The following is a 24239-nucleotide window of genomic DNA, read 5'->3' as shown; positions in this document are numbered from 1 at the left end:
ACCCCCGAGCCCTCCCCGTCCCCGATCCCACCGGGCCCCGAGCCCTCCCCGTCCCCGATCCCACCGGGCCCGGAGCCGGTCCCGAACCCGGAACCGGGACCTCCGCTGTCCTGAGGCGGGCAGCCGGGCCCGCCTGAGAGCCGGGCCGCTCGCCGGGTCCGTGCCGCTGCACCGCGACACAACGGCGGTGGACGACCAAGGTCGCCCACCGCCGCGTCAAGCTCCTGAGCCGGCGCCGTGTCCCCGCCTACGCGGAAACCTCCGACCGGTCCCCACCCCACAGCGTGTGGAACGAGCCGTCCCGGTCGGTCCGCCGATAGGTGTGTGCGCCGAAGAAGTCGCGCTGTCCCTGCGTCAGCGCGGCGGGCAGCCGCTCGGCGCGCAGGGCGTCGTAGTACGCGAGGGCCGCTGCGAAGCCCGGGGTCGGGACGCCCTGGCGGGTGGCCGCGATCAGGACCTCGCGCCAGTCGTCCTGCGCCGCCGCGATCTCCTGCGCGAACGTCTCGTCGGACAGCAGGCTCGGCAGATCCGGCCGGGTGTCGTACGCGGCGCGGATGCGGTCCAGGAAGGCCGCGCGGATGATGCAGCCGCCGCGCCAGATCGCGGAGACGGCGCCCAGGTCGATGTCCCAGCCGTACTCCTCGCTGCCCGCGGCGATCTCGTGGAAGCCCTGCGTGTACGACACGATCTTCGAGGCGTACAGCGCCTGCTCCACCCGGTCGGCGAAGGCACCGGCCTCGGTCTCGGTCAGCGGCAGGGCCTTCGGCCCGGCCAGCCCGCGCGAGGCCTCCCGCAGGGCCGCGTGCCCGGACAGGGAGCGGGCGAAGACCGCCTCCGCGATCCCGGACACCGGCACGCCCAGGTCGAGGGCGATCTGGACGGTCCAGCGGCCCGTGCCCTTCTGCTCCGCCTGGTCCACCACCACGTCCACGAACGGCTTGCCGGTCGCCGCGTCCACGTGCGACAGCACCTCTGCCGTGATCTCGATCAGGTACGAGTCGAGCCGGCCCGTGTTCCAGGTGCGGAAGATGTCCGCGATCTGGGCGGGCGTGTACCCGGCGACGTCCCGCAGCAGCTGGTACGCCTCACCGATCAGCTGCATGTCGGCGTACTCGATGCCGTTGTGCACCATCTTCACGAAGTGCCCGGCACCGTCCGGACCGACGTGCGTCACACACGGCGTCCCGTCCGCCGCCTTGGCGGAGATCTTCTCCAGCATCGGCCCGAGCGAGTCGTACGACTCGACGGGACCGCCCGGCATGATGCTCGGCCCGTGCAGCGCGCCCTCCTCGCCGCCCGAGACGCCCATGCCGACGAAGTGGATGCCCCGTTCGCGCAGTTCGCGCTCGCGGCGCCGGGTGTCCGCGAAGTGCGCGTTGCCCCCGTCGATGATCATGTCGCCGGGCTCCAGCAGCGGCGCGAACTCCTCGATCACCGCGTCGGTCGGTTCACCGGCCTTCACCATGACGACCAGGCGGCGCGGCCGCTCCAGCGCCGCCACGAAATCCTTTGCGGTCTCGGCCGCGATGAAGTCGCCCTCGCTCCCGAACTCCTCCACCAGGGCGTGCGTCCGCGACGCCGTCCGGTTGTGCACCGCGACGGTGTAGCCGTTGCGCGCGAAGTTGCGGGCGAGGTTGCGGCCCATGACCGCGAGCCCCGTGACGCCGATCTGGGCTGTTGTGCTCATACCGCCTGCTCCTAAAGATCCAGAAGATCCGGTAGATCGCGTAGGTCCTGCATAACGTCGTGAGTCCTGCATAACGTCGTGCTGCCCGCCAGTATTGCTCCCCGGACTCCCTGGACCATCCTGACGTGCCGGTACGCCCGTCGCGCACCCGGACCCGACGGGGGTGAGTACGCACGGAAGGGGCCGTGCGCCTCAGCGCGAGCCGCCCCGAACAGGCCGAGGAGCGCCCCCGATCAAGCCGAGGAGCGCCGCCCGATCAGGCCAAGGAGCGTTCCATACGCGCCACTTGGCGTGACCAAGCGGCCGATTGCTGTCTTGTCATGGCCTGTTCGCGGCGCTTACTTTTGCCCCTCCTGACGCATGTCGAGGGGGGCTTTCCATGGCCGTGCGCGGCCGGCACCGCCGGTATCAGCCGAACAGGATCAACCGCGCCTCACTCACCGTCACCGCGGGCGGCGCCGGTATGGCGATCCCGCTCATCGGTACCGGCGCCGCCCAGGCCGCCGACGTGGAGACCTGGAACAAGGTCGCCGCTTGCGAGTCGACCAACGACTGGGACATCAACACCGGCAACGGCTACTACGGCGGACTGCAGTTCAGTCAGTCCACCTGGGAGGCGTACGGCGGCACGCGGTACGCGCCGCGGGCGGACCTGGCCACCAAGGACCAGCAGATCGCCGTGGCGGAGAAGGTGCTGGACGGGCAGGGGCCCGGCGCCTGGCCGGTGTGCTCGGTGCGCGCCGGGCTGACCCGGGGCGGCGACACCCCGGACATCCAGCCCGCAGGCGCCTCCGAGGACACCGCCAAGAAGAGCACCAAGAAGAGCACGAAGAACACGGGCGGCACCTCCGTACAGGACGTGCAGCCGCAGACCACGCCGCAATCCCGGGCCGGGAAGGCCGAGATGTACACGGTGGTGCGCGGCGACTCGCTCTCCGGTATCGCCGACGCCGAGCGCGTCCGGGGCGGTTGGCGGGGACTCTACGCGGCCAACCGGCAGACCATCGGTCCGGACCCCGACCTGATCCTGCCCGGCCAGCGACTGAAGCTGCGCGCCCAGGACGCCTCCGCCACGACGCCCACGCAGGCCAAGGGCAAGTCCGCCACCAAGAAGCCTGGCACCGGCACCGGCACCGAAAAAACCGAAAAGGCAGAAAAGGCAGAGAAGGCGGAAAAAACCGAGAAGGCCGAAAAGAAGGCCACGAAGAGCAACACCCTGGTCGCCCCGGTCAGCGCCGCCACCGGCACGCCGTACCACAAGGCAGGTTCGTCCTGGTCGAAGGGCTACCACACCGGCGTCGACTTCCCCGTGCCCACCGGTACCTCCGTGAAGTCGGTCGCGGCGGGCAAGGTCGTCACCGCCGGGTGGGGCGGCTCCTTCGGCTATCAGGTGGTGGTCCGGCACTCCGACGGCCGCTACAGCCAGTACGCCCACCTGTCGGCGATCTCGGTGAAGTCCGGGCAGACGGTGGGCGCCGGGCAGCGCATCGGCCGCTCGGGAAGCACCGGCAACAGCTCGGGCCCGCATCTGCACTTCGAGGTGCGGACGGGGCCCGGCTTCGGTACGGACATCGACCCGGTGGCCTACCTGAGGGCCGGCGGCGTCAGGATCTGACGCGTGAGCGGTGCCGGCCGAGGACGGGGACGTACAGGCCGCCGTAGATGAGGCCGTGGAGGTGCGCAGGCGCGGCCTCCGGCGGCTCCCGGTCCTCGGGGACGTCCTCCTGGACCGGCGGTGCGGGCGGGACGGCCGCCGGGACGAGGGCGACCGTCTGGACCGGTACCACCGATGGAGCCGGAACGAGGACCTCCGGGACCGGCGCCGGCGTCGGGGCCGGAACGAGGACCTCCTCCCGCACGGCACTCACCGGCTGCTCGGGCAGCGGTACGACCAGCTCCGCGGCAGGCACCGCTTCCGGCAGCGGCGGCACGGGCTCGGCGTGCGTACGCTCGATCCGCTCCGTGGTGAGGAGGATCAGGCCGCCCGCCGCGACCACACCGCAGCTCAGCGCGAGCGCGGTGCCCGCGCTGCCGTAGCGGAAGGTTTCGCCGAACATCGTGAGGCCCACCGCGGCCGCCACCACGGGGTTCACGACCGTGAGCGTGGCCAGCGGCGCCGCGAGCCCGGCACCGCGGTAGGAGGCCTGCGACAGCAGCATGCCGGCCGTGGCCAGCACGCCTATGACGGCCAGGGACGGCAGGTCGGACGCGGAGACCCCGCCGGTCCAGTCGACGGCGACCGTCTTCGTGAACACCGAGGACATGCCGAAGGCTATGCCGGACGCGGTCGCGAGCAGGATGCTGCGCACGGCGGGGTGCCGGTGCGCGGCCCGGCCCGCGATCATCAGGGCGACGACCGCACCCGTGGTGACCAGGGCGACTAGCACCCGCTGGGCGGTGTCCAGCGACTGCGCGTCGGACGCGCCCACCAGCGACAGCAGACCGGCCAGGCCCACCGTCGCCATGATCGCGCCCCGCCACGCGGTCGCTCCGGCCTTGCGGCCCACGAACAGCGCCGCCATGGGCAGGGCGAACACGATGGTCAGCGCGCCCAGCGGCTGGACCAGGCTCAGCGGGCCGTAGGCGAGTGCCACCACGTGCAGCAGTCCGCCGAGACCGTTCAGTGCCACTGCCGCCCACCAGATCGGCCGGCGCAGCGGCGCGTACTGCTGACCGGGGGAGGACACCGCGACGCGCTCCTGCACGATCGCTCCGGCCGCGTAGGCGACGGCGGAGACGAGTGACAGCAGCACGGACAACGCGAGGGCACTCATCTACTGCTCCTCTGCGTGAGGCGGGGGCGGTGACCCCGGTGCGACGAACGGTCGGCTTCCATAGCCAACACGATGCCGTGAAAAGTTCTTCCCGTCGTCGTACCTGAGCAGGCAATGAGTCCTACTGCCGATGGAGTACGACCGCCCCGCCGTCCTACCCAGGGTGGGTGACGGCGGGGTGGATCCCCTGAGGGACAGCCCTCCTGACCTTGGTACTACTGCTCTTCGTGGACCTCGACTCCGAACTCGCCGCACTCCGGCCGCTCGGCGGCTTCTTCGTACTACGTACGGGAGGAGCACCGCGCTCATCGCCGCCGACGCTCGCGCACGTCTATGAGGGCCACGCGGGACGTAAGCACGAGGGCTACGAGGGCTACGAGGGAGGAGCATCGGATCCTTACGGAAACGCCCTGACGTTCCGCGTCCACAAGGTCGCGGGCGCCCTCCACGCCCCCGAGACGCGGGTCGCGGCCTCGGTGGCCCAGCAGGGGCTCGCGGCCCGCCTGTGGTCGGTGTCGCTCGGCTGTGCCGTCCTCTACGAGTCGCTGCCCGACCTCGACCCGAGGCTGCTGCACTGGGACCCCGACGGCAGCGCCCCCGACGACCTGTGGCTGTCCGCCGTACGACCGCTGCCCGCCGACGCCACGACCCTCGCGGACGTCGTGCTGCAAGGTCACCTTCAGCCACTGACGCAGGCGCTGTGCGGCGCGTACCGCATCGCGCCGGGCCTGCTGTGGGGCAACGCGGCCTCCGCGCTGGCCGGAGCCGCCCGGCAGGTGGACGTCTGGGCGCGGGCGAACGGCCGTACGGACGCCGCCGCACGGGCCCGCGACCTCGCGACGGAACTCCTCGCCCACCCTCTCCTCGCCGGCGCCGGAACCCTCACCGGCACCGCCTTCCGGCGGCGCAGCTGCTGCCTCTACTACCGTGTGCCCGGCGGGGGCGTCTGTGGTGACTGTTGCTTCACACGCCCCCCGCGCTCTTCCCCGCGCGGCACATCTGGGTGACCATGAAGGCAAGCAGCCGCTGAGACAGGGGGTTCCGGGTGCGTGTGGGACTGCTGACCCGGGAGTACCCGCCGGACGTGTACGGCGGCGCGGGCGTCCATGTCGAGTTCCTCGCCCGGGAGTTGAGGGCGCTCGTCGACCTGGACGTGCACTGTTGGGGCGAGGGGCGCGCGGAGGGCGTGATCCGGCATCGCCCCTGGTCGGCGCTGGACACCGCCAACGACGCGCTGCGCACCTTCTCCGTGGACCTCGCCATGACCGCCGGTCTCGAAGGCCGCGAACTGGTCCACTCCCACACCTGGTACGCCAACCTCGCCGGCCACCTCGGCAAGCTCCTGTACGGCATCCCGCACGTGATGACCGCTCACTCCCTGGAGCCTCTGCGCCCCTGGAAGGCCGAGCAACTCGGCGGCGGATACGCGCTGTCGAGCTGGGCGGAGCGCACCGCGATCGAGGCCGCCGACGGGGTGATCGCCGTCTCCGGGGCCATGCGCGAGGACATCCTCACCTGCTATCCGGCGCTGGATCCGGCCAGGGTCCACGTCGTGCACAACGGCATCGACACCAGCCTGTACCGGCCCGACCACGGCACCGACGTCCTGGACCGGATCGGCCTCGACCGGGCCCGCCCGTACGTGCTGTTCGTCGGCCGTATCACCCGCCAGAAGGGCGTGCCCCATCTGCTGCGCGCGGTCCGGGACATCGATCCCGCGGCGCAGGTCGTGCTGTGCGCGGGCGCCCCCGACACTCCCGAGATCGACCAGGAGTTCCGCGACCTCTTCCAGGAACTCAGCAGTGTCCGCGAGGGCGTGCACTGGATCCCGCAGATGCTGCCGCGTCCCGAGGTGATCCAACTCCTCACGCATGCGGCCGTGTTCGTCTGCCCGTCGGTGTACGAACCCCTCGGCATCGTCAATCTGGAGGCGATGGCCTGCGGAACTCCCGTCGTGGCCTCCCGGGTCGGCGGCATCCCCGAGGTCGTGGAGGACGGCAGGACGGGGCTGCTCGTCGCCGTGGACCGGGACGACGAGGTTTTCGAGACGAGCCTCGCGCGGGCGCTCGACGCGGTCATCGGTGATCCGGAGACCGCCCGACGGATGGGCGAGGCCGGACGGGAGCGCGCCGTGGGCGAGTTCGGGTGGGACGCGGTCGCCCGGCGCACGGTCCGGCTTTACGAGGAGATCCTCAAGCAGGCGTAGAAACAGAACGGATACGGCAAGGGAGATCCTCGGAGAGGCTTAGTACGACCTGCTCAGGGGCAGAGGGCAGGCATGGATCAACCTGGTTGATAGGAGCGGCCATGCGTCGTGGCGGACCTTCGGTGCTCGGAATCGTACTGGCGGGCGGGGAAGGCAAGCGCCTGATGCCCCTGACCACAGACCGCGCGAAACCCGCGGTCACTTTCGGAGGAACGTATCGCCTGGTCGACTTCGTACTTTCCAACCTCGTCAACGCCGACGTCCTGCGCATCTGCGTCCTCACGCAGTACAAGTCGCATTCGCTGGACCGGCACATCACCACCACCTGGCGGATGTCCAGTCTGCTCGGCAACTACGTGACCCCGGTCCCGGCCCAGCAGCGGCTCGGCCCGCGCTGGTACCTGGGCAGCGCGGACGCGATCCTGCAGTCGCTGAACCTCATCTACGACGAACGGCCCGAGTACGTCGCCGTTTTCGGCGCGGACCACGTCTACCGTATGGACCCGCGCCAGATGCTCGCCCAGCACATGGAGAGCGGCGCGGGCGTGACGGTGGCGGGAATCCGCGTCCCACGCTCCGAATCCTCGTCGTTCGGCGTGATCAGCCCCGGCTCCGACGGCCTGACCGTCGACACCTTCCTGGAGAAGCCCGCCGACCCGCCCGGTCTGCCCGACGACCCCGAGTCCGTCTTCGCCTCGATGGGCAACTACATCTTCACCACCAAGGCCCTCATCGAGGCTTTGCAACGGGATGCCGAGGACGAGAACTCCGTGCACGACATGGGCGGTTCGATCCTGCCCCAGCTCACCGACCGCGGCGAGGCCCAGCTGTACGACTTCAGCGCCAACCACGTCCCCGGAGAGACCACCCGTGACCGGGGCTACTGGCGTGACGTCGGCACGCTCGACGCGTACTACGACGCCCACATGGACCTGATCGCCGAACGCCCCGCCTTCAACCTCTACAACCGCAGCTGGCCCATCTACACGCACTCGGGCCAGCTCTCGCCGGCCCGCTTCAACGCCGGCGGCATGGCGAGCGAGTCCATCATCAGCGCGGGCTGCCTGATCCGGGGCCAGGTCACGCGGTCGGTGCTCTCGCCGGGTGTCCTGGTCGACCCGGGAGCCGTCGTACAGGGCTCGGTGCTGCACGACAACGTCCACATCGGGCGGGGCGCGGTGGTGCGCGGTGCCGTCCTCGACAAGAACGTCGAGGTGCCGCCGGGCGCGACGATCGGCGTCAACCCGGAGCGGGACTCGGAGCTGTACACGGTCTCCAAGGGCGGGGTGATCGCCCTGGGGAAGGGGCAGGTGGTCTCGTAGGGGCGGCGCGAGTCGGGATGGCTCAGATATGTCCGAACTTAGCCGGACATGTCAGAATGCTGGTATTTTCGTCTTATGGGTACCCGGGAGTTCACAGAGCGCCGATAGCCCCAGGAGGTGATGGGAGTGACAACCACTCCCCGGTCGACGATGGAAACCCATCCCGACATCGTCGAAATGCGAAATCGTCATGAGATGGCGGAGCGCGCCACGACCACTGCGGCTGTGCAAGCCATCGAAACGCTGGCCGTGCTCACGGGTACGTTCCTCGCCATCTCTCCCTGGGTCGTCGGGTTCAACGACCTTCAGACCCTGACCGTCAACAACCTGATCGTAGGTATCGCCTACGCGCTGCTCATGAGCGGCGGCTTCGGCCGGGCTTACGAACGCACGCACAGCATGGCGTGGGCCGGCTGCGCACTGGGCGTATGGACGATCATTTCGACGTGGGCGATCTCGGGGGACGTCGACACCACGAGGACCGTGGTCACCAACGTCCTCGTGGGCGTGATCGCCCTTGTGCTGGGCATCGCCGCCAGCGTCGTCGCGGCCGTCGGCGCGCGCGGGCAGCGCGGCCAACGCGGTCAGCGCGCCGCGCCGTACGAGGGTGAGCAGCGGGCCGCGCCGTACGAAGGAACCACCGGTTCCTGAGACCCGGCAACCGTTCATACGGCGGTACCGAGGCGCCTTCGCCTCGGTACCGCCGTACGCCTCGGTCCAGACCTGGACGCGCAGTGGAATCCGTGTTGTCATGCCAACTGCTGTCCATGACAACGTTGTTATGGAGGATTCCGTGCGCTTCGGACGACTCAGAAACCGGCTCAGAGACCGGCTCGCGTTACTCTTCGCCGCGCTGCTCGGCCTCACCGGGCTGACCGCGGCACCCGCACTGGCCGACGACCCCGTCGAGGCCCGCGGCCTGAAGGGCGAGTACTACACCCAGTCCGCCCCCGGCGCCTTCGACTTCCACGAGCTCAAGGCCACCACCTTCGACCCCACGGTCGACTTCGACACCCTGGAGCCGCGTCTGGCCGCGGCCACCGGCCGCCCGGACGACGTCAGCGTCCGCTGGACCGGCAGGATCGTGCCGGAGCGGACCGGCCCCCACACCTTCTCGATCATCGGCGACAACGGCTTCCGCCTCTGGATCGGCGGACAGCTCGCCATCGACCACTGGGTCGACGACTGGGACCGCGAACAGACCGCCCAGCCCATCGACCTGACCGCGGGTACGGCCTACGACATCAAGCTCGAGTACTTCGAGCACTACGGCGGCTCCAACCTCCACCTGCGCTGGACCGAGCCGGGCGGCAGCAAGGAACCCGTCCCGCAGGCGGCGTTCCGCCTCCCTGAGGGATTCGACTACGACGGACCGATCGCGACCACGGTCCTCGGTGACGGCCGCACCCTGAAACTCGACTTCGCCCAGCGCCTCGCTCCGCCCCCGGCCGGCCTCACCGACCACCTCGAAGCGGTGATCGGCGGCGCCAAGTGGCCCCTGGGCACGGCCAGGCCGGACCCCGCCGACCCGAGCGCCCTCCTCGTCGCCCTCGACGAACCCGTCGTAGGAAACAAGACGGGCACCGCACGCGGCACGGCCGACATCCGCTACGACGGCGACGGCGGACTCACCGGCGCCGACGGCAACGTTGTCCAGGCGTTCTGGAGCAGCGGCCCCAACCGCTCCACGTACCAGCTGCGCACACCGTGGGCCGACGAGGTGGGCCCGGACAACGCCCACCCCGAATACCCGCGCCCGCAGTTGACCCGCGACGCCTGGCGCAACCTCAACGGCCGCTGGCAGTTCGCCGCGGCCGAGGCGGGCGAGCAGCCGCCCGTGGGGAAGACCCTGGCCGAACGCGTCCTCGTCCCGTACCCGGTCGAGTCCCAGCTCTCCGGCATCGAGCGGCACGAGGACCGCATGTGGTACCGCCGCGCCTTCACCGTCCCCGCCGACTGGGGCATCGGCGCCGGCCGGCGGCTGCGGCTCAACTTCGGCGCCGTCGACTGGCAGAGCGAGGTGTACGTCAACGGCACCAAGGTGGCCGAGCACAAGGGCGGCTACGACAAGTTCAGCGCCGACATCACCGACGCGCTCAAGCCCGGCCGCGCCCAGGAACTGATCGTCGGCGTCCACGACCCGACGGACGCGGCGAACGGCGAGAACCCGCCGCTGGGCAAGCAGCGCCTGGACCCGAGCGGCATCTGGTACACGCCCTCCTCCGGGATCTGGCAGACGGTCTGGATGGAACCGGTCGCCCGCGACCACGTCGACTCGCTCAAGCTGACCCCGGACCTGTCGAAGAACCAACTGCGCGTCGAGGCAAGGGGAGTCCGTGACGGCGTACCGATCACGGCGACGGCGTACGACGGGAAGCGGAAGGTCGCCACGGCGCGCGGCCGCACCGGCGGCCCGCTGACACTGACCATCGACGACCCGCGCCTGTGGTCGCCCGACGACCCCTTCCTCTACGGCCTGAAAGTGACCGTCGGCGCCGACCGCGTCGGCAGCTACTTCGGCATGCGCTCCATCGCCGTCGAACAAGTGAACGGAGTCCCGCGCACGGTCCTCAACGGCGAGCCCATCTTCCTGATGGCCACCCTCGACCAGGGTTTCTGGCCCGACGGCCTGCACACCGCGCCCACCGACGAGGCCCTCGCGTACGACCTGAAGGCGCACAAGAAGCTGGGCTTCAACTCCGTCCGCAAGCACATCAAGGTCGAGCCGGACCGCTGGTTCCACTGGGCCGACCGGCTGGGCCTGCTGGTGTGGCAGGACATGCCCGCGATGACCGCGGGGGTGAACCCGAGCGCCGCCGCCCGTACGGAGTACGAGCGAGAGATGAAGGAGATGATCGACGAGCACATCAGCAGCCCGTCGGTGGTCATGTGGGTCACCTTCAACGAGGGCTGGGGCCAGTACGACGTGGGCCGCGTCGCCGAGCAGGCCAAGGCCTGGGACCCGACCCGCCTGGTCAACAACCAGTCGGGCCTCAACCTCGGCGCCGACGGCAACGCCGGCGACCTCATGGACGAGCACGGCTACCCCAGCCCCGCCCTGCCGCCCCGGCCCGACGGCCGGCGCGCCCTGGTCAGCGGCGAGTACGGCGGCCTCGGCCTGGCCGTCCCGGGACACGCCTGGTCCGTGCAGCAGTCGTACGTCGACGTCGACCCGGCGACCTACACCGACGACTACCTGGCGAAGCTCGACGAGGTGCGGGCCCTGGTCTGCCGGGGCAGCAACGGTGCCGTCTACACCCAGATCTCGGACGTCGAGGGTGAGCTGAACGGGTTGCTGACCTACGACCGCAAGATCCTCAAGCCGGACGTGCGGCGGCTGAAGGCCGCACACGAGTCGTTGATCCGGGATGCCTCCCAGGTGGTGCCGGCGGGCTGCCCGGTGGGCCTGCGCGATCGCTGATTTCGCCTCTGTTGCCCCATGTGTCCCGCCCCTTTCGCTGGGGGCGGGACTTAATCTGGTGTTAACTGTGCGTAGCTTGATCGTACTTGACCGTAATCGCTTGCGGGCGATTGACTGCTGACCCACCCGTCGTCGACGCGAGGCAAGCCCTTGACTGCTGACCTGCTGGCACCTCTCGACTTGGCGTTCTGGAACATGGAATCCGCCGAGCATCCCATGCACCTGGGCGCGCTCGGCGTCTTCGCGGCACGCTCGCCCACCGCGGGCGCCCACGCGGCCGACCTGCTCGCCGCACGGGCCGCCGCGGTGCCCGGTCTGCGGATGCGGATCCGGAGTGTGTGGCAGCCGCTCGGCCTGCCGCCGGTCCTCGGCGGCGCGGCTCGGGAGCCCGACCCCGGTTTCGATCCCCTGAACCACGTCCTGCTGCACGCCCCGACCGCGGACTTCCACGGCGAGGCGGGCCGGCTCATGCAGCGCCCGCTGGACCGCGGCCGGCCGCCGTGGGAGGCCCACGTGCTGCCCGGGGAGGACGGCGTCTCGTTCGCCGTGCTGTTCAAGTTCCACCATGCCCTGGCCGACGGGCTGCGGGCGCTGACGCTCGCCGCCGCCGTCCTGGACCCGATGGACCTGCCGGCCCGCCGGCCCCGCCGCACCGAGCCCTCCCGCAGCCTCCTCCCCGACGTGCGGAAACTGCCCGGGCTGGTGCGCGGAGCCCTGACCGACGTGGGCCGGGCGCTGGACATCGGCGCCTCCCTCGCCGTGGCCAACCTGGGCGTGCGCTCCTCCGCCGCCCTCACCGCCTGGCCCACCGGTACCCGCCGCACCGCCGGAGTGGTCGTCGACCTCGACGACGTGCACCGCGTCCGCAAGGCCGAGGGCGGCACCGTCAACGACGTCCTCATCGCGGTCGTAGCGGGCGCCCTGCGCCGCTGGCTCGACGAGCGCGGCGACGGCAGCGAGGGCATCGCGCCCCGCGCGCTGATCCCGGTCTCCACGCGCCGCCCGCGCACCGCCCACCCACAGGGCAACCGGCTCTCCGGGTACCTGATACGGCTTCCCGTCGCCGATCCGGACCCGCTCGGCCGCCTCGCCACGGTCCGTACGGCCATGGACCGCAACAAGGACGCCGGACCCAACCGGGGCGCCGGTGCCGTCGCCCTGCTCGCCGACCATGTGCCGGCGCTCGGTCACCGGCTCGGCGGGGCGCTGGCCGGCCAGGCCGCGCGGCTCTGGTTCGACATCCTCGTCACCAGCGTGCCGCTGCCGAGCATCGGCCTCAGGCTCGGCGGCAATCCGGTCACCGCGGTGTTTCCCTTCGCCCCGCTGGCCCGCGGCCAGTCCCTCGCGGTCGCCATCTCGACGTACCGGGGGAGCGTCCACTACGGGCTCGTCGCCGACGCGCACGCCGTACCGGACCTCGACCGGCTGGCCCACGCACTGTCCCAGGAGGTGGAGACGCTCATCGCCGCTTGTGAGCCGTGACAGTGGGCGGGTTTGGCGTGCGGCCCGGCGCTCCGTAAAATGCCCCGTTCGAAAGCGGCCGCCGTCGGAGCGCCGCGCGAGGGACCCAGGGAACGGCAGCGGCCATGACGGTGACAGACAACGGCTCGGCGACGATGGACGAGGTGGTTGAGTCCTCGTACGGGCCCGGCATCGACCCCGAACGGCTCGCCGTCTGCCTCAGCGTGCTGGAGGAACTCGACAAGCTGGAGGTCGACCACCCGGACGCGATCGCGGTGCGCCGGGCCACCGCGGGCGTCTACCGCACGGTCAAGCAGCGCCGCCGCCAGGAGCGCCGGGCCGCCAAGACCGCCCACGACAAGGCGGTCACGGAGGCCACGGCCACCGGCTCCGCCCAGCGCATCGACGACGAGACGGAGGGCGTCCTGCCGTCGTCGGTCACGGGGGAGGGGCAGATCGCGGGGGTACTCCAGCGCCCGCGCTCCTGCTACATCTGCAAGGCCCGGTACGTCGAGGTCGACTACTTCTACCACCAGCTCTGCCAGAAGTGCGCCGCCGAGAACCGGGCCCGCCGCGACGCCCGCGCCGACCTGACGGGCAAGCGCGCGCTGCTCACCGGCGGCCGCGCCAAGATCGGCATGTACATCGCGCTGCGCCTGCTGCGCGACGGCGCGCACACCACGATCACCACCCGCTTCCCGAACGACGCGATCCGCCGCTTCAAGGCCCAGCCCGACAGCGCCGACTGGATCCACCGCCTCAAGATCGTCGGCATCGACCTGCGCGACCCCGCCCAGGTGGTGGCCCTCGCCGACTCGGTGGCCGCCGAGGGTCCCCTCGACATCCTGATCAACAACGCGGCGCAGACCGTACGGCGCTCCCCGCAGGCCTACAGCGAGCTGCTCGGCGCCGAGTCCGGCCCGCTGCCCGCCGGTGAACTGCCCGCCGCCGAGGTGATCGGCACCTTCGGCTCCGGCGCGGTGCCCGCCCTCCCGGTCGCGGGCGGCGGTGCGCTGACCGCCCAGGACGTGACGGACCTGGCCCTGGTCTCCGGCTCGGCGTCCCTGGAGCGCATCGCGGCCGGTACGGCGATCGACGCGGGCGGGCTCGTCCCCGACCTGCACGACACCAACAGCTGGATCCAGACGGTCGAGGAGGTCACGCCGGTCGAGCTGCTCGAGGTCCAGCTCTGCAACTCCACGGCGCCCTTCATCCTGATCAGCCGCCTGCGCCCGGCGATGGCCGCCTCGGCCTCCCGCCGGTCGTACATCGTCAACGTCTCCGCCATGGAGGGCGTCTTCGCGCGCGGCTACAAGGGCGCCGGCCACCCGCACACCAACATGGCCAAGGCCGCGCTGAACATGCTCACGCGCACCAGCGCCCAGGAGATGTTCGAGAAGGACGGCATCCTGATGACGGCCGTCGACACCGGCTGGATCACCGACGAACGCCCGCACCCCGACAAGGTCCGCCTCGCCGAGGCCGGCTTCCACGCCCCGCTCGACCTGGTCGACGGCGCGGCCCGCGTGTACGACCCGATCGTGCGCGGCGAGGAGGGTGAGGACCTGTACGGGGTCTTCCTGAAGGATTACGCGCCGGGCAAGTGGTGAGGCCCCGCCCGCTGTAATCCGGTGGCCTGTGCGGGGGCCGCTGTCCTACGGTGAGGGTGCCCGGTGCGTTGGTCACGCGTTCTTCGTGGTTCGACTCCATGCAGGCCCCGCCACGGGCCTGTCGCCCTGTCGGGGGCGATCGCGTAGCCGCCTCGATCTCGGGCACCCCCACCCCCCACCCCCGCACGCCGCGTCCGCTCAGCGGCGTCAGGACGCGCCGCTGCCCGCATCCGGCGGTGCCTGCGACCGCAGGCGTTCGTGTACCGCGTACGCCGTCGGTGTGGCCGCCGCCCGAACCCGCGTGCCCCCGTCCACCACCAGATCCGCCCCGGTCACCCACCGCGCCGCGTCCGAGGCCAGCCACACGACGGCCCGCGCGACGTCCTCGGGCTCGCCGATCCGGCCCAGGGGCAGCCCCGCCGCCACCTCGTCCTCGCCCCGCTCCCACACGAACCGCGCCATCTCGGTGCGGACGAGACCGGGGGAGACGGAGTTGACCCGTACCCGCGGCGCGAGTTCGCCCGCCAGCTGGCGCGTCAGGTGCAGCAGCGCCGCCTTGCTGGTCCCGTACGCGCCGACGTTGGGCCCGACATGCTCCGCGCCCTCCGTGCAGATGTTCACCACCGAGCCCCCGTGCTCCCCCATCCACGCCCGCCACGCCTCCCGCACCAGCCGCAGCGGCGCTTCTACGTTGACGGCGAACGCCGTGCGCCACAGGTCCGGGTCGGCGTCCATGAGCTGTCCGTACGGCTGGTTGGTCGCCGCGTTGTTGACCACGACGTCGATCCGGCCGAACTCGCGCAGCGTCAACTCCGTGACCTGCCGCAGATGTGCCGGATCGGCGACACTGCCGGCCAGCCCGATGCCGCCCAGCCGCGCGGCGGTCCGCCGCACCTGATCGGCGTGCCGCGCGGTCACGCACACCAGCGCCCCCGCCGCGGCCAGCTCACGGGCCACGGCGTACCCGATGCCCCGCGTGGCCCCGGTGACCACGGCGGCCCTGCCCTGAAGACCGTACGGCGACGTCATCGCCGTACGGTCTCATGACGGACCGTCAGTCGACAGCCCCGAGGCGGGAGTTCCGCGCCGCCATCAGCTCCAGCACCGTGCGCCAGTCCTCCAGGACGCCCGCGTCGAACCCGGCTGTCCTGCCCTCCTCTTCGGCCTGGCGCAGGCGCAGCAGGTCGTCGTCGGCGGGACCGCCGCCCGGGACGTGCCCTCGGACCAGGCGGGAGACCCGCTCACCGAGCAGGGAACGGACCGCTTCGGCCGCGCAGTGCGCGTGCGCGCTCTCGTCCCCGGGGCGCAGCAGCGGACCGATCGCGTGCACCAGGCCCGCCACTTGGAGCTCCTTGTCGGCGGGACGGCTGCGGCGCAGCAGCGCGGCGGTCCGCAGTGCGTGCTGGTGCAGATCGACCCGGCCACCCCGGGGCCCGGGCGAGGCGCGCCAGGCGCCCCGGCAGGCGTACAGCAGATCCATCAGCTCCTCGACACTGCGCAGCTCCATGCGTCAGTCCTCCCGCCGGACAAGCCGTTGCCGTCCGGCAGCAGATCATGGCCGGCTTGCGATTCGGCCAACGGGATCTGAACTGCGTCGGCTGTTCGCCGCCGTAGGCCGAACGGGCGACTTCCAAACCGGAAGACTATGTAACAAAGCGTTGGAAATCATGCCTGGTCGAATGTGGGCCGACTTCAGACAGTTACCCTTTGTTTTCAGCCCCATCGAGCGGACCCCCGCTCATTTGGTTAATCTGTAACGGACGGACAGCAGTACGGGGTCCTACCCACACCCACAGTCCGTCATGGGACCGACGCCACCGCGTCCGAACTGCCTCAAGCCAGACACCATCGGGCGTCGGAAACCAGGCCGCATTACTGGGCCGGAACGCCCGAGGGTGACCCGACACATAAGGAGTGCGCGGTGACACCGGAGAAGACGAATCGCGAGCAGCGCCCCAAGGAACGCACGGAGCGCGCGGGCCGCCGGCCCGGCGAGATCGGAAGCCTGGACGTGTGGGCCCGGTCCGCACCGATCCGCCTGGCGGGCTACGAGGACGACCTCGCCGAGCCCCACATCCTGCCCAGCGTGGACTGACCCCGCGGGGACCGACCCGCAGGCAGGACCCGTCGCGATCGCCGACAGCATGGGCGTGCGAGACTGCGCCCATGCTGATCAGGAAAGCCGTGGCCGAGGACTGGCCGCGGATCTGGCCTTTCTGGCACCGGATCGTCGCCGCCGCCGAGACCTACGCCTGGGACCCGGACACGTCCGAGGAAGCGGCCCGTGCCCTGTGGATGGCCCCGGCCAAGACCGTCCATGTCGTCGAGGACGACACGGGAGCCGTCGTGGCCTCCGCCTACCTCACCCCCAACTACGGCGGCCCCGCCTCCCGCATCGCCAACGCGGGCTTCATGGTCGACCCCGACCACGCCGGCCGCGGCATCGGCCGCGCCCTCGCCGAGCACCTTCTGACCGCCGCCGAGACCGCCGGCTACCGGGGGATGGTCTTCAACGCCGTCGTCGAGACCAACCCGGCGGTGAAGCTCTGGACGTCCCTCGGCTTCACGATCCTGGGCACGGTCCCGGACGCGTACGAACACCCCCGGCACGGCCGGGTGGGCCTGCACATCATGTACAAGGCCCTCTAGTCCGCTCCTGGTCCGCACCTAGTCCAGCGGCGCCGTCCGCTGCCACGGATGCCGCTGCTCCAACTGCTCCGCCACCTCCAGCAGATCCGCCTCCGACCCCGGCCGCCCCACCAGCTGTACCGCGCAGGGGGCGCCGGAGGGCAGGGTGCCGAAGGGGACCGACATCGCGGGCCAGCCGGTCAGGTTCCACGGCGGGGTCATGGGTGAGTAGTTCGTGTTGGCCAGCACGTTGCTCAGCCAGCCCCGCTCGTGCCAGGGCCCGGCCTTGGGGGAGCGGCGGGCGAGCGCCGGGGTGAGCAGCACGTCGTACTCGTCGAAGAACGGCTCCAGGCGCCGGCGCAGTGCCTCCCGGGCCCTGCCGGTGCGGGCTGTGCCGACGAAGGACCGCCCGATGGCCGCGTGGACCCGGGTGCGCCGCGCGAGGTGCTGTCTGTCGAGGCCCTGCGCGTCCACGAAGGTGCCCGCCGTCCAGTGGACGAGCGAGGTGAGGCTCAGCGACACCGGATACGGCGGGTCGGCGCGCCGTACCGGGTGACCTGCCTTGATGAGCAGCCCGGCGGCCTCCCGGACCGCGGTCGTATACGGCTTGGTGATGGCGACTCCGGCGATCGGGCTGCGCAGGGAGACGGCGACCTTGTGCGCGGCGGGCCCGTCCCGTCGTACGAACCCGGTGTCCGCGATGACCGACAGCATCAGGCGGGCGTCCTCGACGGTCGTCGCCAGGGGCCCGTTCTCGGACATGCCGAACCAGTCGCCGTCGCTGACGCCGGCCGGGACCACGCCGATGCCCGGCTTCAGGGTGAGCAGGCCGCAGTTGGCCGCCGGTATGCGCAAGGAGCCCATGCCGTCGTTGCCGAGGGCGATCGGCACCAGGCCGGCGGCGACCGCGGCCGCGCTGCCGCCGGACGAGCCGCCCGCCGTGCGGGAGGTGTCCCACGGGTTGCGGGCGGTGCCGTGGACGCCCTCCGTGGTGCCGAAGACGCACAGTTCCGGCACGTTGGTCAGGCCCACGACCACCGCGCCCGCCGCCCGCAGCCGGGCCACGGTGACATGGTCGTCGGCGGCGGGCGTGTCCCGGGTCGCGGCGGTACCGAGGCGCCGCGACTCGCCCCGCACGGCCAGGTTGTCCTTGACGGCCACGGGCACGCCGGCCAGGGGCAGTTCGGCGAGGTCACCGCGCGCGGCCACCTCGTCGGCCTCGGCGAGCGCCGCCTCGGCGCGGACCACGCGGAAGGCTCCGACGCGACCGTCGAGCCGTTCGATCCGGGCGAGATGCTCCGCCACCACTTCGCGGGGCGTGGCCCGCTTCTCGCGTACGGCGGCGGCGATCTCGGCGGCGGTCCGGCCGACCCAGCTGGTCACGGGCGCTCCTCGGAGGTGGGCGGGGTGCGAATGCGGTGAGCGTACTGGCGAGTTCGGACATGCGGACCGGTCTTCTTGGACTTTTCGCGAAGCGACGGTCGTCGCGGGCCGGATCGGTCGCGGGGCGCAGCAGCGCGCCTCAGCGCAGGTGCCGTTCGAAGAAGGCCATCGTGGCGTCCATCGAACGCGGCCACTGCGGTCCGAACGTGTGCCCCTCGCCGTCGTAGGTGCGCAGCTCCACGTCCTTGCCCGCCGCCTCGAACGCGGCGGCCGTCCGCCTCGACCAGGTGAGGGGACACGTGTCGTCCGCCGTGCCGTGGTGGATCAGCAGCGGCTCGGTCACACGGTCGACGTAGGTGACGGGCGAGACCTCACGCCAGAAGGCCGGGTTCTCCTCCGGGGTGCCGTGCTCGGCCTCGATCTCGGCGACGATCGGGTCGTTCTCGGGGCGCTGGAACTGGTCGATGTTCTCCTCCGGTCGGGAGCTGACCGGCGCGAAGACCACCGCTGCGTCGACCAGCCCCGGGGTCACCACCAGCGTGTTGTATACGACGCCGCCGCCCATCGACCGGCCCAGCAGGCCGATCCGGTCGCCGTCGATCTCCGCGCGGCCGGAGGAGCGCAGGGCCATCACCGCGCCGATGACGTCCTCGGTGTAGCCGAGGCGGAGGTTCACGTCGTTGTCGGGGTCGTCGTCCGAACCCGCGTGGTTGCGGTAGTCGGTGTGCAGGACCACGTAGCCGTTGCGTGCGAGGAGGTCCTGTTCGCGGGCCAGGCCGCGGCCGGTGGTGTAGACGGCCGGATCGATGTAGCCGTGGGCCAGGACCAGCGCCGGGAACGGGCCCTTGCCGGTCGGGATGTTCATCAGGCCCGAGATCGTCAGCCCGTTCGCCTCGTACGTCACGCGGTAGCTCGTGTAGGCGGCGGTCCGGGCGAGCACGGCGCCGAGGCGGAGGCCGGAACCGTGGTGCTCGCGCTGGATCAGGCCCGGGATCGACACCGGGTTGACGGGCGTACGGGTCGGGGAGGGGGTCCGGCTTTCGGCGCTGGTCCGTGTCGGCGGGCTGCTGCGCGCCGCGTCACCCCCGTCACCGCCGTCACCGCCGTCGCCCCCGGTGCAGCCGACCGTGGCCACCAGCAGCAGTGCGGCGGCGGCGCAGGCCGTTCCCCATGACCGCATGCGGCCCATTGTCCACGACGACAACGGCCCCAGTGACCTTCGGGCCGCGTCGCGTCGGGGCAAAAAGGGAAGGTTCCGGTCGAGCGCCTGGTCTACCGCGCGAGTTGACTGCGCAGCCACTCCTCCACTTCCCCCACATGCGCGGCCGCCGCCGCCCGCGCCGCCTCCGGGTCGCGGGCGACCAGCGCGCGGTGGATGGCCGCGTGTTCGCGGCGGGTGCGGGCGAAGGCGCCCTCCTCCTGGTAGCCGCGCCAGACGCGGGCGCGGAAGGTGCGGGAGGACAGGCCGTCCAGGATCGCGGCCATGGTCTCGTTGCCGGCGGCCGTCGCGATCTCGTGGTGGAAGGCCAGGTCGTGGGCGAGGATCTCCTCGGGGTCGTCCGTGGCGTTCATCGCCGTCAGGTGCTTCTCGACCTCGGCGAGCTGGTCCGGGGTGATGCGGGCGGCGGCCAGCGCCGTCGCCGTCGACTCCAGGATGCGGCGGACCTCCAGCAGCTCCACCAGACGCGGGCCGCGCGAGAGATCGGCCACCACGCCGAAGGTCTCCAGCAGATCGCCGGCCTCCAGCTGGGTGACGTAGATGCCCGAACCGTGCCGGGCCTCCAGCACGCCCAAGACGGTGAGCGCGCGGATCGCCTCACGCATCGAACTGCGGGAGATACCGAGCCGGGCGGCCAGATCGCGCTCGGTGGGCAGCCGCTGGCCCGGCTCCAGCCGCCCCTCGCCGATCATCGCCTTGATCTGCTCGATGGCGCGCTGTGTCACGGTGCCCTTCTGCGGGGCTGTCTCGTCCACGCCATTCCTCCACTCACCGGGTGCGCCGCAGTCTAACCACCAGTGTGGTCCGACCACTATGGCTGGAATCCGCGAGAATCTGCCTCTAGAGGGTGTTGTTCCGGGGAAGTGGTCTGATAAGTATGCGGGCATCTGCTCGAACACGCTCAACGAGGAGCCGCCAGATGCCCGGCAAGACAGTGTGGAAGCGGAACAGGTCCCGAAGCGTCGGCGCGGTGGCCGCGGCCGTCGGCGCCTCCCTCGTGCTCGCGGCGTGCGGCAGCACCAAGGACACCGGCGGCGCCTCCAGCGCGGGAGGTGACGGCACCGGCAAGGTCGGAGTGATCCTGCCCCTGCTGACCTCGCCGTTCTGGCAGTCGTACAACGACTACGTACCCAAGATGGCGAAGTCCGAGGAGGTCGACGCGCTGAAGACGGTCAACTCCAACAGCGACCCCTCCCAGCAGATCACCGACATCAACAACCAGCTCAACCAGGGCGTCAAGGGCCTGGTCGTCGCCCCGCTGGACAGCGCCGCCATCGAGGCCGGCCTCGACCAGGCCGAACGCAAGGGCGTGCCGGTCGTCGCGGTCGACGTGGCGCCGGACAAGGGCAAGGTCGCCATGGTGGTGCGCGCCAACAACGTCGCGTACGGCGAGAAGGCCTGCCAGTACCTCGGTGAGCAGATCCCCTCCGGCAAGGTCGTGCAGATCATGGGCGACCTCGCCTCGGTCAACGGCCGCGAGCGCTCGGAGGCGTTCCGCTCCTGCGTGAAGAAGAACTTCCCCAAGCTGAAGGTGCTGGAGATCCCCGCGAAGTGGGAGTCCGACACGGCGGCCTCGAAGCTGGACACGCTCCTCAACGCCAACCCCGACATCAAGGGCATCTACATGCAGGCGGGCGGCGTCTACCTCGCCCCGACCCTGCAGACCCTGAAGTCGAAGGGGATGCTGAAGAAGGCCGGCCAGTCGGGCCACATCACGATCGTCTCCAACGACGGCATCCCGCAGGAGTACGACGCCATCCGCAAGGGCGAGATCGACGCCACCGTCTCCCAGCCCGCGGACCTCTACGCCAAGTACGGCATGTACTACATCAAGGCGGCCATGGAGGGGAAGACGTTCAAGCCGGGCCCGACCGACCACGACTCGACGATCGTCGAGCTGCCCAGCGGCATCCTCGAGGACCAGTTGCCCGCACCACTGGTCACCAAGGAGAACGTCGACGACCCCAAGCTCTGGGGCAACACGGTCAAATGAGCACCCCACTTGTTGAGGCGCGGGGCATCGTCAAACGCTACGGCCCCACCACCGCCCTCGCCGACGGCCGGCTCACCGTCCTGCCCGGCGAGTCCCACGCACTCGTCGGCCGCAACGGCGCCGGCAAGTCCACCCTCGTCACCGTCCTCACCGGCCTCCAGGCCCCGGACGAGGGCACGGTCCGCTTCGACGGCGACCCCGCGCCCCCGCTCGCCGACCGGGACGCCTGGCGCCGCAAGGTCGCCTGCGTCTACCAGCGGCCCACGGTCGTCCCGGAGCTGACCGTCGCCGAGAACCTGTTCATCAACCGGCAGCCGCTCGAACGCGGGTTCATCAGCTGGCGGCGGCTCAAGAGCCAGGCCGCCGAACTGCTCGCCACCTGGGACGTGCACGTCGACCCGGAGACGCGCACCGCCGACCTCAAGGTCGAGGACCGTCAAATGGTGGAGATCGCCCGGGCGTTGAGCTTCGGCGCCCGCTTCATCGTCCTCGACGAGCCGACCGCCCAGCTCGACAACCGTGAGATCGAGCGCCTGTTCACCCGCATGCGCGCCCTGCAGGACTCCGGAGTCACCTTCCTGTTCATCTCGCACCACCTCCAGGAGGTGTACGAGGTCTGCCAGACCGTGACCGTCCTGCGCGACGCCCGCTGGATCACCACCGCCCCCGTCGCCGACCTGCCGAGGGCCGCGCTGGTGGAGGCCATGGCGGGGGAGACCATCGAGACGCTCGCCGACCAGGCCGTACAGGAAAGGCTCGTCGACGACAGTGCCCCCGTCCTCCTCGACGCCCGCGGCCTCACCTCGGACGCCTACGACAACGTCGACCTGACCGTCCGCAGCGGCGAGGTCGTCGGACTCGCCGGATCCAGCGCCAGCGGCAAGATCGAGCTGGCCGAGTCCCTCACGGGACTGCACACGCCGCAGCGCGGAACGGCCCGACTGGAGGGAAAGCAGCTCCCGTTCGGCGATGTGCGGGCAGCTCTGCGCGCCGGTGTCGGCTGCGTCCCTCGTGACCGTCACTCCCAGGGCCTGGTCGTCGGCATGACCGTCGGCGACAACGCCACCCTGAGCGTCCTCGACCGGCTCGGCCGCTTCGGCTTCGTCGGCACCGACCGCAAACGCGGCTTCGCCACCGAACTGATCGACCGCCTCGACATCCACACCGAAGGCCCCGACCAGCCCGTCTCCGACCTGTCCGGCGGCAACGCCCAGAAGGTCGTCATGGCCCGCGCCCTCGCCTCCGACCCACGGCTGCTGGTCCTGATCAACCCCACCGCGGGCGTCGACGTGAAGTCCAAGGAGTCCCTGCTCGCCCGCGTGGACAGCGCCCGCGAGGACGGCACGGCCGTACTCGTCGTCTCCGACGAACTCGACGACCTCAGGCGCTGCGACCGCGTCCTCGTCCTCTTCCACGGCCGCGTGGTCGCCGAGCACCAGGCGGGCTGGCGCGACCACGAGCTGATCGCCTCCATCGAAGGAGTGGACCATGGCTGATACCAAGGCCGCCCCGCCGCTCGCACCGCTCCGGACCCCGGCCGCCCGGTCGGCAAGGACCGTCCTGCTGCGCCGGGCCCGCGAACTCGCCCTCGTACCGGCCCTGTTGCTGCTCCTGGTGTTCGGCGCGATCGTCAACGACTCGTTCCTCACCGAGCGCAACCTGATCTCGATCCTCGGCGCCTCGGCCGCGCTCGCGATGGTGGTGCTGGCCGAGTCGCTGGTGCTGATCACCGGCAAGTTCGACCTGTCCCTCGAATCGGTCGTCGGCATCGCCCCCGCCGTGGGCGCGCTCCTCGTGCTGCCCGCCGCCCAGTCCGGCTGGGGCAGCGAGTTCCCGGCCGCGCTCGCCCTGCTCTCGATCCTCGTCGTCGGTGCGGCGATCGGCGCGTTCAACGGCGTCCTGGTCGTGAAGTTCAAGCTGAACGCGTTCATCGTGACGCTCGCGATGCTGATCGTCCTGCGCGGTCTGCTCGTCGGCGCCACCAAGGGCAAGACGCTGTTCGGCATGCCCGACAGCTTCTACTCGCTGGCCACCACCACCTTCCTGAACATCCCGATGTCGGTGTGGCTCGCCGCGGTCGCCTTCGCGGTCGCCGGGTTCGTGCTGAAGTACCACCGCGTCGGACGCGCCCTGTACGCCATCGGCGGCAACCCGGACGCGGCCCGCGCGGCCGGCATCCGCGTCGACCGGGTGATGCTCGGCGTGTTCGTCGTCGCCGGGGTCCTAGCCTCCGTCGGCGGGCTCCTGCAGACCGGCTACGTGGGCGCGATCAGCGCCAACCAGGGCCAGAACATGATCTTCACGGTGTTCGCGGCGGCGGTGATCGGCGGCATCAGCCTCGACGGCGGCAAGGGCACCATGTTCGGCGCCCTGACCGGCGTACTCCTCCTCGGAGTCGTACAGAACCTGCTGACCCTCGCCCAGGTGCCGTCCTTCTGGATCCAGGCCATCTACGGCGGAATCATCCTGCTCGCCCTCATGATCGCCCGCGTCACGACGGGGCGCGCCCAGGACTGACCCGCCTCGTCCCCGTCA

The 24239-nt window shown here is 71.1% G+C and carries 20 protein-coding genes and 1 tRNA gene; 14 read left to right on the top strand and 7 right to left on the bottom strand.

Annotated features, from left to right (window positions below; genetic code table 11):
* Nucleotides 1-247 precede the first annotated feature (247 nt).
* The gene (gndA, locus tag Q4V64_RS05535) at nt 248-1687 is read right to left on the bottom strand and encodes an NADP-dependent phosphogluconate dehydrogenase (RefSeq protein WP_124436562.1); all 1440 of its coding nucleotides are present in this window, start codon (nt 1685-1687) and stop codon (nt 248-250) included.
* A 379-nt stretch (nt 1688-2066) separates the two neighbouring features.
* Here gndA and Q4V64_RS05530 point away from each other — a divergent pair, with 379 nt between their 5' ends.
* Nucleotides 2067-3302 carry a transglycosylase family protein gene (locus Q4V64_RS05530; RefSeq protein ID WP_124436561.1) on the top strand — a complete coding sequence of 412 codons (1236 nt, stop codon included), beginning with the start codon at nt 2067-2069 and terminating at the stop codon, nt 3300-3302.
* On the opposite strand, the gene Q4V64_RS05525 is transcribed toward Q4V64_RS05530, so the two are convergent.
* Nucleotides 3292-4461, bottom strand: a complete 1170-nt coding sequence (locus Q4V64_RS05525) for a DMT family transporter (protein ID WP_124436560.1) — start codon at nt 4459-4461, stop codon at nt 3292-3294. The genes Q4V64_RS05530 and Q4V64_RS05525 overlap by 11 nt on opposite strands.
* A gap of 209 nt (nt 4462-4670) precedes the next feature.
* Between Q4V64_RS05525 and Q4V64_RS05520 the strand changes: the two genes are divergently transcribed.
* The 8 genes from Q4V64_RS05520 (at nt 4671) to Q4V64_RS05485 (ending at nt 14594) form a co-directional block, all read left to right on the top strand.
* A complete protein-coding gene (locus Q4V64_RS05520; RefSeq protein WP_124436559.1) occupies nt 4671-5468 on the top strand; it encodes a (2Fe-2S)-binding protein in 798 nt (265 codons plus the stop codon).
* 38 nt (nt 5469-5506) lie between these two features.
* Entirely contained in the window at nt 5507-6667 is a 1161-nt protein-coding gene (gene glgA / locus Q4V64_RS05515) for a glycogen synthase (RefSeq protein ID WP_124436558.1), read from the top strand.
* A 101-nt stretch (nt 6668-6768) separates the two neighbouring features.
* A complete protein-coding gene (gene glgC / locus Q4V64_RS05510; protein ID WP_124436557.1) occupies nt 6769-7989 on the top strand; it encodes a glucose-1-phosphate adenylyltransferase in 1221 nt (406 codons plus the stop codon).
* Between the two features lie 150 nt (nt 7990-8139).
* Entirely contained in the window at nt 8140-8640 is a 501-nt protein-coding gene (locus Q4V64_RS05505) for an SPW repeat protein (protein WP_124436636.1), read from the top strand.
* 142 nt (nt 8641-8782) lie between these two features.
* Entirely contained in the window at nt 8783-11410 is a 2628-nt protein-coding gene (locus Q4V64_RS05500; RefSeq protein WP_253266607.1) for a PA14 domain-containing protein, read from the top strand.
* Between the two features lie 150 nt (nt 11411-11560).
* On the top strand, nt 11561-12892 hold the full coding sequence (locus tag Q4V64_RS05495) for a wax ester/triacylglycerol synthase family O-acyltransferase (protein WP_124436555.1): 1332 nt from the start codon (nt 11561-11563) through the stop codon (nt 12890-12892).
* A gap of 104 nt (nt 12893-12996) precedes the next feature.
* On the top strand, nt 12997-14481 hold the full coding sequence (locus tag Q4V64_RS05490) for an SDR family oxidoreductase (protein WP_124436554.1): 1485 nt from the start codon (nt 12997-12999) through the stop codon (nt 14479-14481).
* Nucleotides 14482-14502: 21 nt separating this feature from the next.
* A tRNA-Thr gene (locus Q4V64_RS05485) sits at nt 14503-14594 on the top strand.
* Nucleotides 14595-14688: 94 nt separating this feature from the next.
* On the opposite strand, the gene Q4V64_RS05480 is transcribed toward Q4V64_RS05485, so the two are convergent.
* Together Q4V64_RS05480 and Q4V64_RS05475 are read right to left on the bottom strand one after the other, a co-directional pair.
* Complete coding sequence (locus Q4V64_RS05480; RefSeq protein ID WP_124436553.1) at nt 14689-15510, bottom strand: SDR family oxidoreductase; 822 nt, start codon at nt 15508-15510, stop codon at nt 14689-14691.
* 25 nt (nt 15511-15535) lie between these two features.
* The gene (locus tag Q4V64_RS05475; RefSeq protein ID WP_124436552.1) at nt 15536-15988 is read right to left on the bottom strand and encodes an HD domain-containing protein; all 453 of its coding nucleotides are present in this window, start codon (nt 15986-15988) and stop codon (nt 15536-15538) included.
* Nucleotides 15989-16402: 414 nt separating this feature from the next.
* On the opposite strand from Q4V64_RS05475, the gene Q4V64_RS05470 reads away from it, so the two are divergent.
* Together Q4V64_RS05470 and Q4V64_RS05465 are read left to right on the top strand one after the other, a co-directional pair.
* Nucleotides 16403-16576, top strand: coding sequence for a hypothetical protein (locus Q4V64_RS05470; protein ID WP_107082809.1), 174 nt, complete (start codon nt 16403-16405; stop codon nt 16574-16576).
* Nucleotides 16577-16647: 71 nt separating this feature from the next.
* On the top strand, nt 16648-17130 hold the full coding sequence (locus tag Q4V64_RS05465; RefSeq protein ID WP_124436551.1) for a GNAT family N-acetyltransferase: 483 nt from the start codon (nt 16648-16650) through the stop codon (nt 17128-17130).
* An 18-nt stretch (nt 17131-17148) separates the two neighbouring features.
* Here Q4V64_RS05465 and Q4V64_RS05460 read toward each other — a convergent pair whose 3' ends face one another.
* The 3 genes from Q4V64_RS05460 to Q4V64_RS05450 all read right to left on the bottom strand — a co-directional run bounded on the left by Q4V64_RS05460 (nt 17149) and on the right by Q4V64_RS05450 (nt 20466).
* Nucleotides 17149-18492 (bottom strand): amidase family protein, encoded by a 1344-nt coding sequence (locus tag Q4V64_RS05460; RefSeq protein ID WP_124436550.1) that lies wholly within the window; start codon nt 18490-18492, stop codon nt 17149-17151.
* A gap of 139 nt (nt 18493-18631) precedes the next feature.
* On the bottom strand, nt 18632-19672 hold the full coding sequence (locus tag Q4V64_RS05455; protein ID WP_253266606.1) for an alpha/beta fold hydrolase: 1041 nt from the start codon (nt 19670-19672) through the stop codon (nt 18632-18634).
* A gap of 92 nt (nt 19673-19764) precedes the next feature.
* Nucleotides 19765-20466 (bottom strand): FadR/GntR family transcriptional regulator, encoded by a 702-nt coding sequence (locus Q4V64_RS05450; protein WP_124436549.1) that lies wholly within the window; start codon nt 20464-20466, stop codon nt 19765-19767.
* Between the two features lie 164 nt (nt 20467-20630).
* Here Q4V64_RS05450 and Q4V64_RS05445 point away from each other — a divergent pair, with 164 nt between their 5' ends.
* Genes Q4V64_RS05445 through Q4V64_RS05435 form a run of 3 tightly spaced genes read left to right on the top strand, consistent with a single transcriptional unit; the run spans nt 20631 to nt 24221 of the window.
* A complete protein-coding gene (locus Q4V64_RS05445; protein ID WP_124436548.1) occupies nt 20631-21704 on the top strand; it encodes a sugar ABC transporter substrate-binding protein in 1074 nt (357 codons plus the stop codon).
* A complete protein-coding gene (locus Q4V64_RS05440; RefSeq protein ID WP_124436547.1) occupies nt 21701-23200 on the top strand; it encodes a sugar ABC transporter ATP-binding protein in 1500 nt (499 codons plus the stop codon). Before Q4V64_RS05445 ends, Q4V64_RS05440 begins: the two co-directional genes overlap by 4 nt.
* Nucleotides 23193-24221 carry an ABC transporter permease gene (locus Q4V64_RS05435; RefSeq protein WP_124436546.1) on the top strand — a complete coding sequence of 343 codons (1029 nt, stop codon included), beginning with the start codon at nt 23193-23195 and terminating at the stop codon, nt 24219-24221. The genes Q4V64_RS05440 and Q4V64_RS05435 overlap by 8 nt, the downstream gene beginning before the upstream one ends.
* Nucleotides 24222-24239: the final 18 nt, after the last annotated feature.

Source organism: Streptomyces sp. NL15-2K (assembly GCF_030551255.1).
GTDB lineage: Bacteria > Actinomycetota > Actinomycetes > Streptomycetales > Streptomycetaceae > Streptomyces.
This window is presented reverse-complemented; position numbering and strand designations above follow the sequence as displayed.

Excerpts from the sequence above, each read along its gene's own strand:
- gndA (WP_124436562.1), bottom strand. The coding sequence starts at position 1,687 with ATGAGCACAACAGCCCAGATCGGCGTCACGGGGCTCGCGGTCATGGGC.
- Q4V64_RS05530 (WP_124436561.1), top strand. The coding sequence starts at position 2,067 with ATGGCCGTGCGCGGCCGGCACCGCCGGTATCAGCCGAACAGGATCAAC.
- Q4V64_RS05525 (WP_124436560.1), bottom strand. The coding sequence starts at position 4,461 with ATGAGTGCCCTCGCGTTGTCCGTGCTGCTGTCACTCGTCTCCGCCGTC.
- glgC (WP_124436557.1), top strand. The coding sequence starts at position 6,769 with ATGCGTCGTGGCGGACCTTCGGTGCTCGGAATCGTACTGGCGGGCGGG.
- Q4V64_RS05505 (WP_124436636.1), top strand. The coding sequence starts at position 8,140 with ATGGAAACCCATCCCGACATCGTCGAAATGCGAAATCGTCATGAGATG.
- Q4V64_RS05490 (WP_124436554.1), top strand. The coding sequence starts at position 12,997 with ATGACGGTGACAGACAACGGCTCGGCGACGATGGACGAGGTGGTTGAG.
- Q4V64_RS05480 (WP_124436553.1), bottom strand. The coding sequence starts at position 15,510 with ATGACGTCGCCGTACGGTCTTCAGGGCAGGGCCGCCGTGGTCACCGGG.
- Q4V64_RS05475 (WP_124436552.1), bottom strand. The coding sequence starts at position 15,988 with ATGGAGCTGCGCAGTGTCGAGGAGCTGATGGATCTGCTGTACGCCTGC.
- Q4V64_RS05465 (WP_124436551.1), top strand. The coding sequence starts at position 16,648 with ATGCTGATCAGGAAAGCCGTGGCCGAGGACTGGCCGCGGATCTGGCCT.
- Q4V64_RS05455 (WP_253266606.1), bottom strand. The coding sequence starts at position 19,672 with ATGCGGTCATGGGGAACGGCCTGCGCCGCCGCCGCACTGCTGCTGGTG.
- Q4V64_RS05445 (WP_124436548.1), top strand. The coding sequence starts at position 20,631 with ATGCCCGGCAAGACAGTGTGGAAGCGGAACAGGTCCCGAAGCGTCGGC.
- Q4V64_RS05440 (WP_124436547.1), top strand. The coding sequence starts at position 21,701 with ATGAGCACCCCACTTGTTGAGGCGCGGGGCATCGTCAAACGCTACGGC.
- Q4V64_RS05435 (WP_124436546.1), top strand. The coding sequence starts at position 23,193 with ATGGCTGATACCAAGGCCGCCCCGCCGCTCGCACCGCTCCGGACCCCG.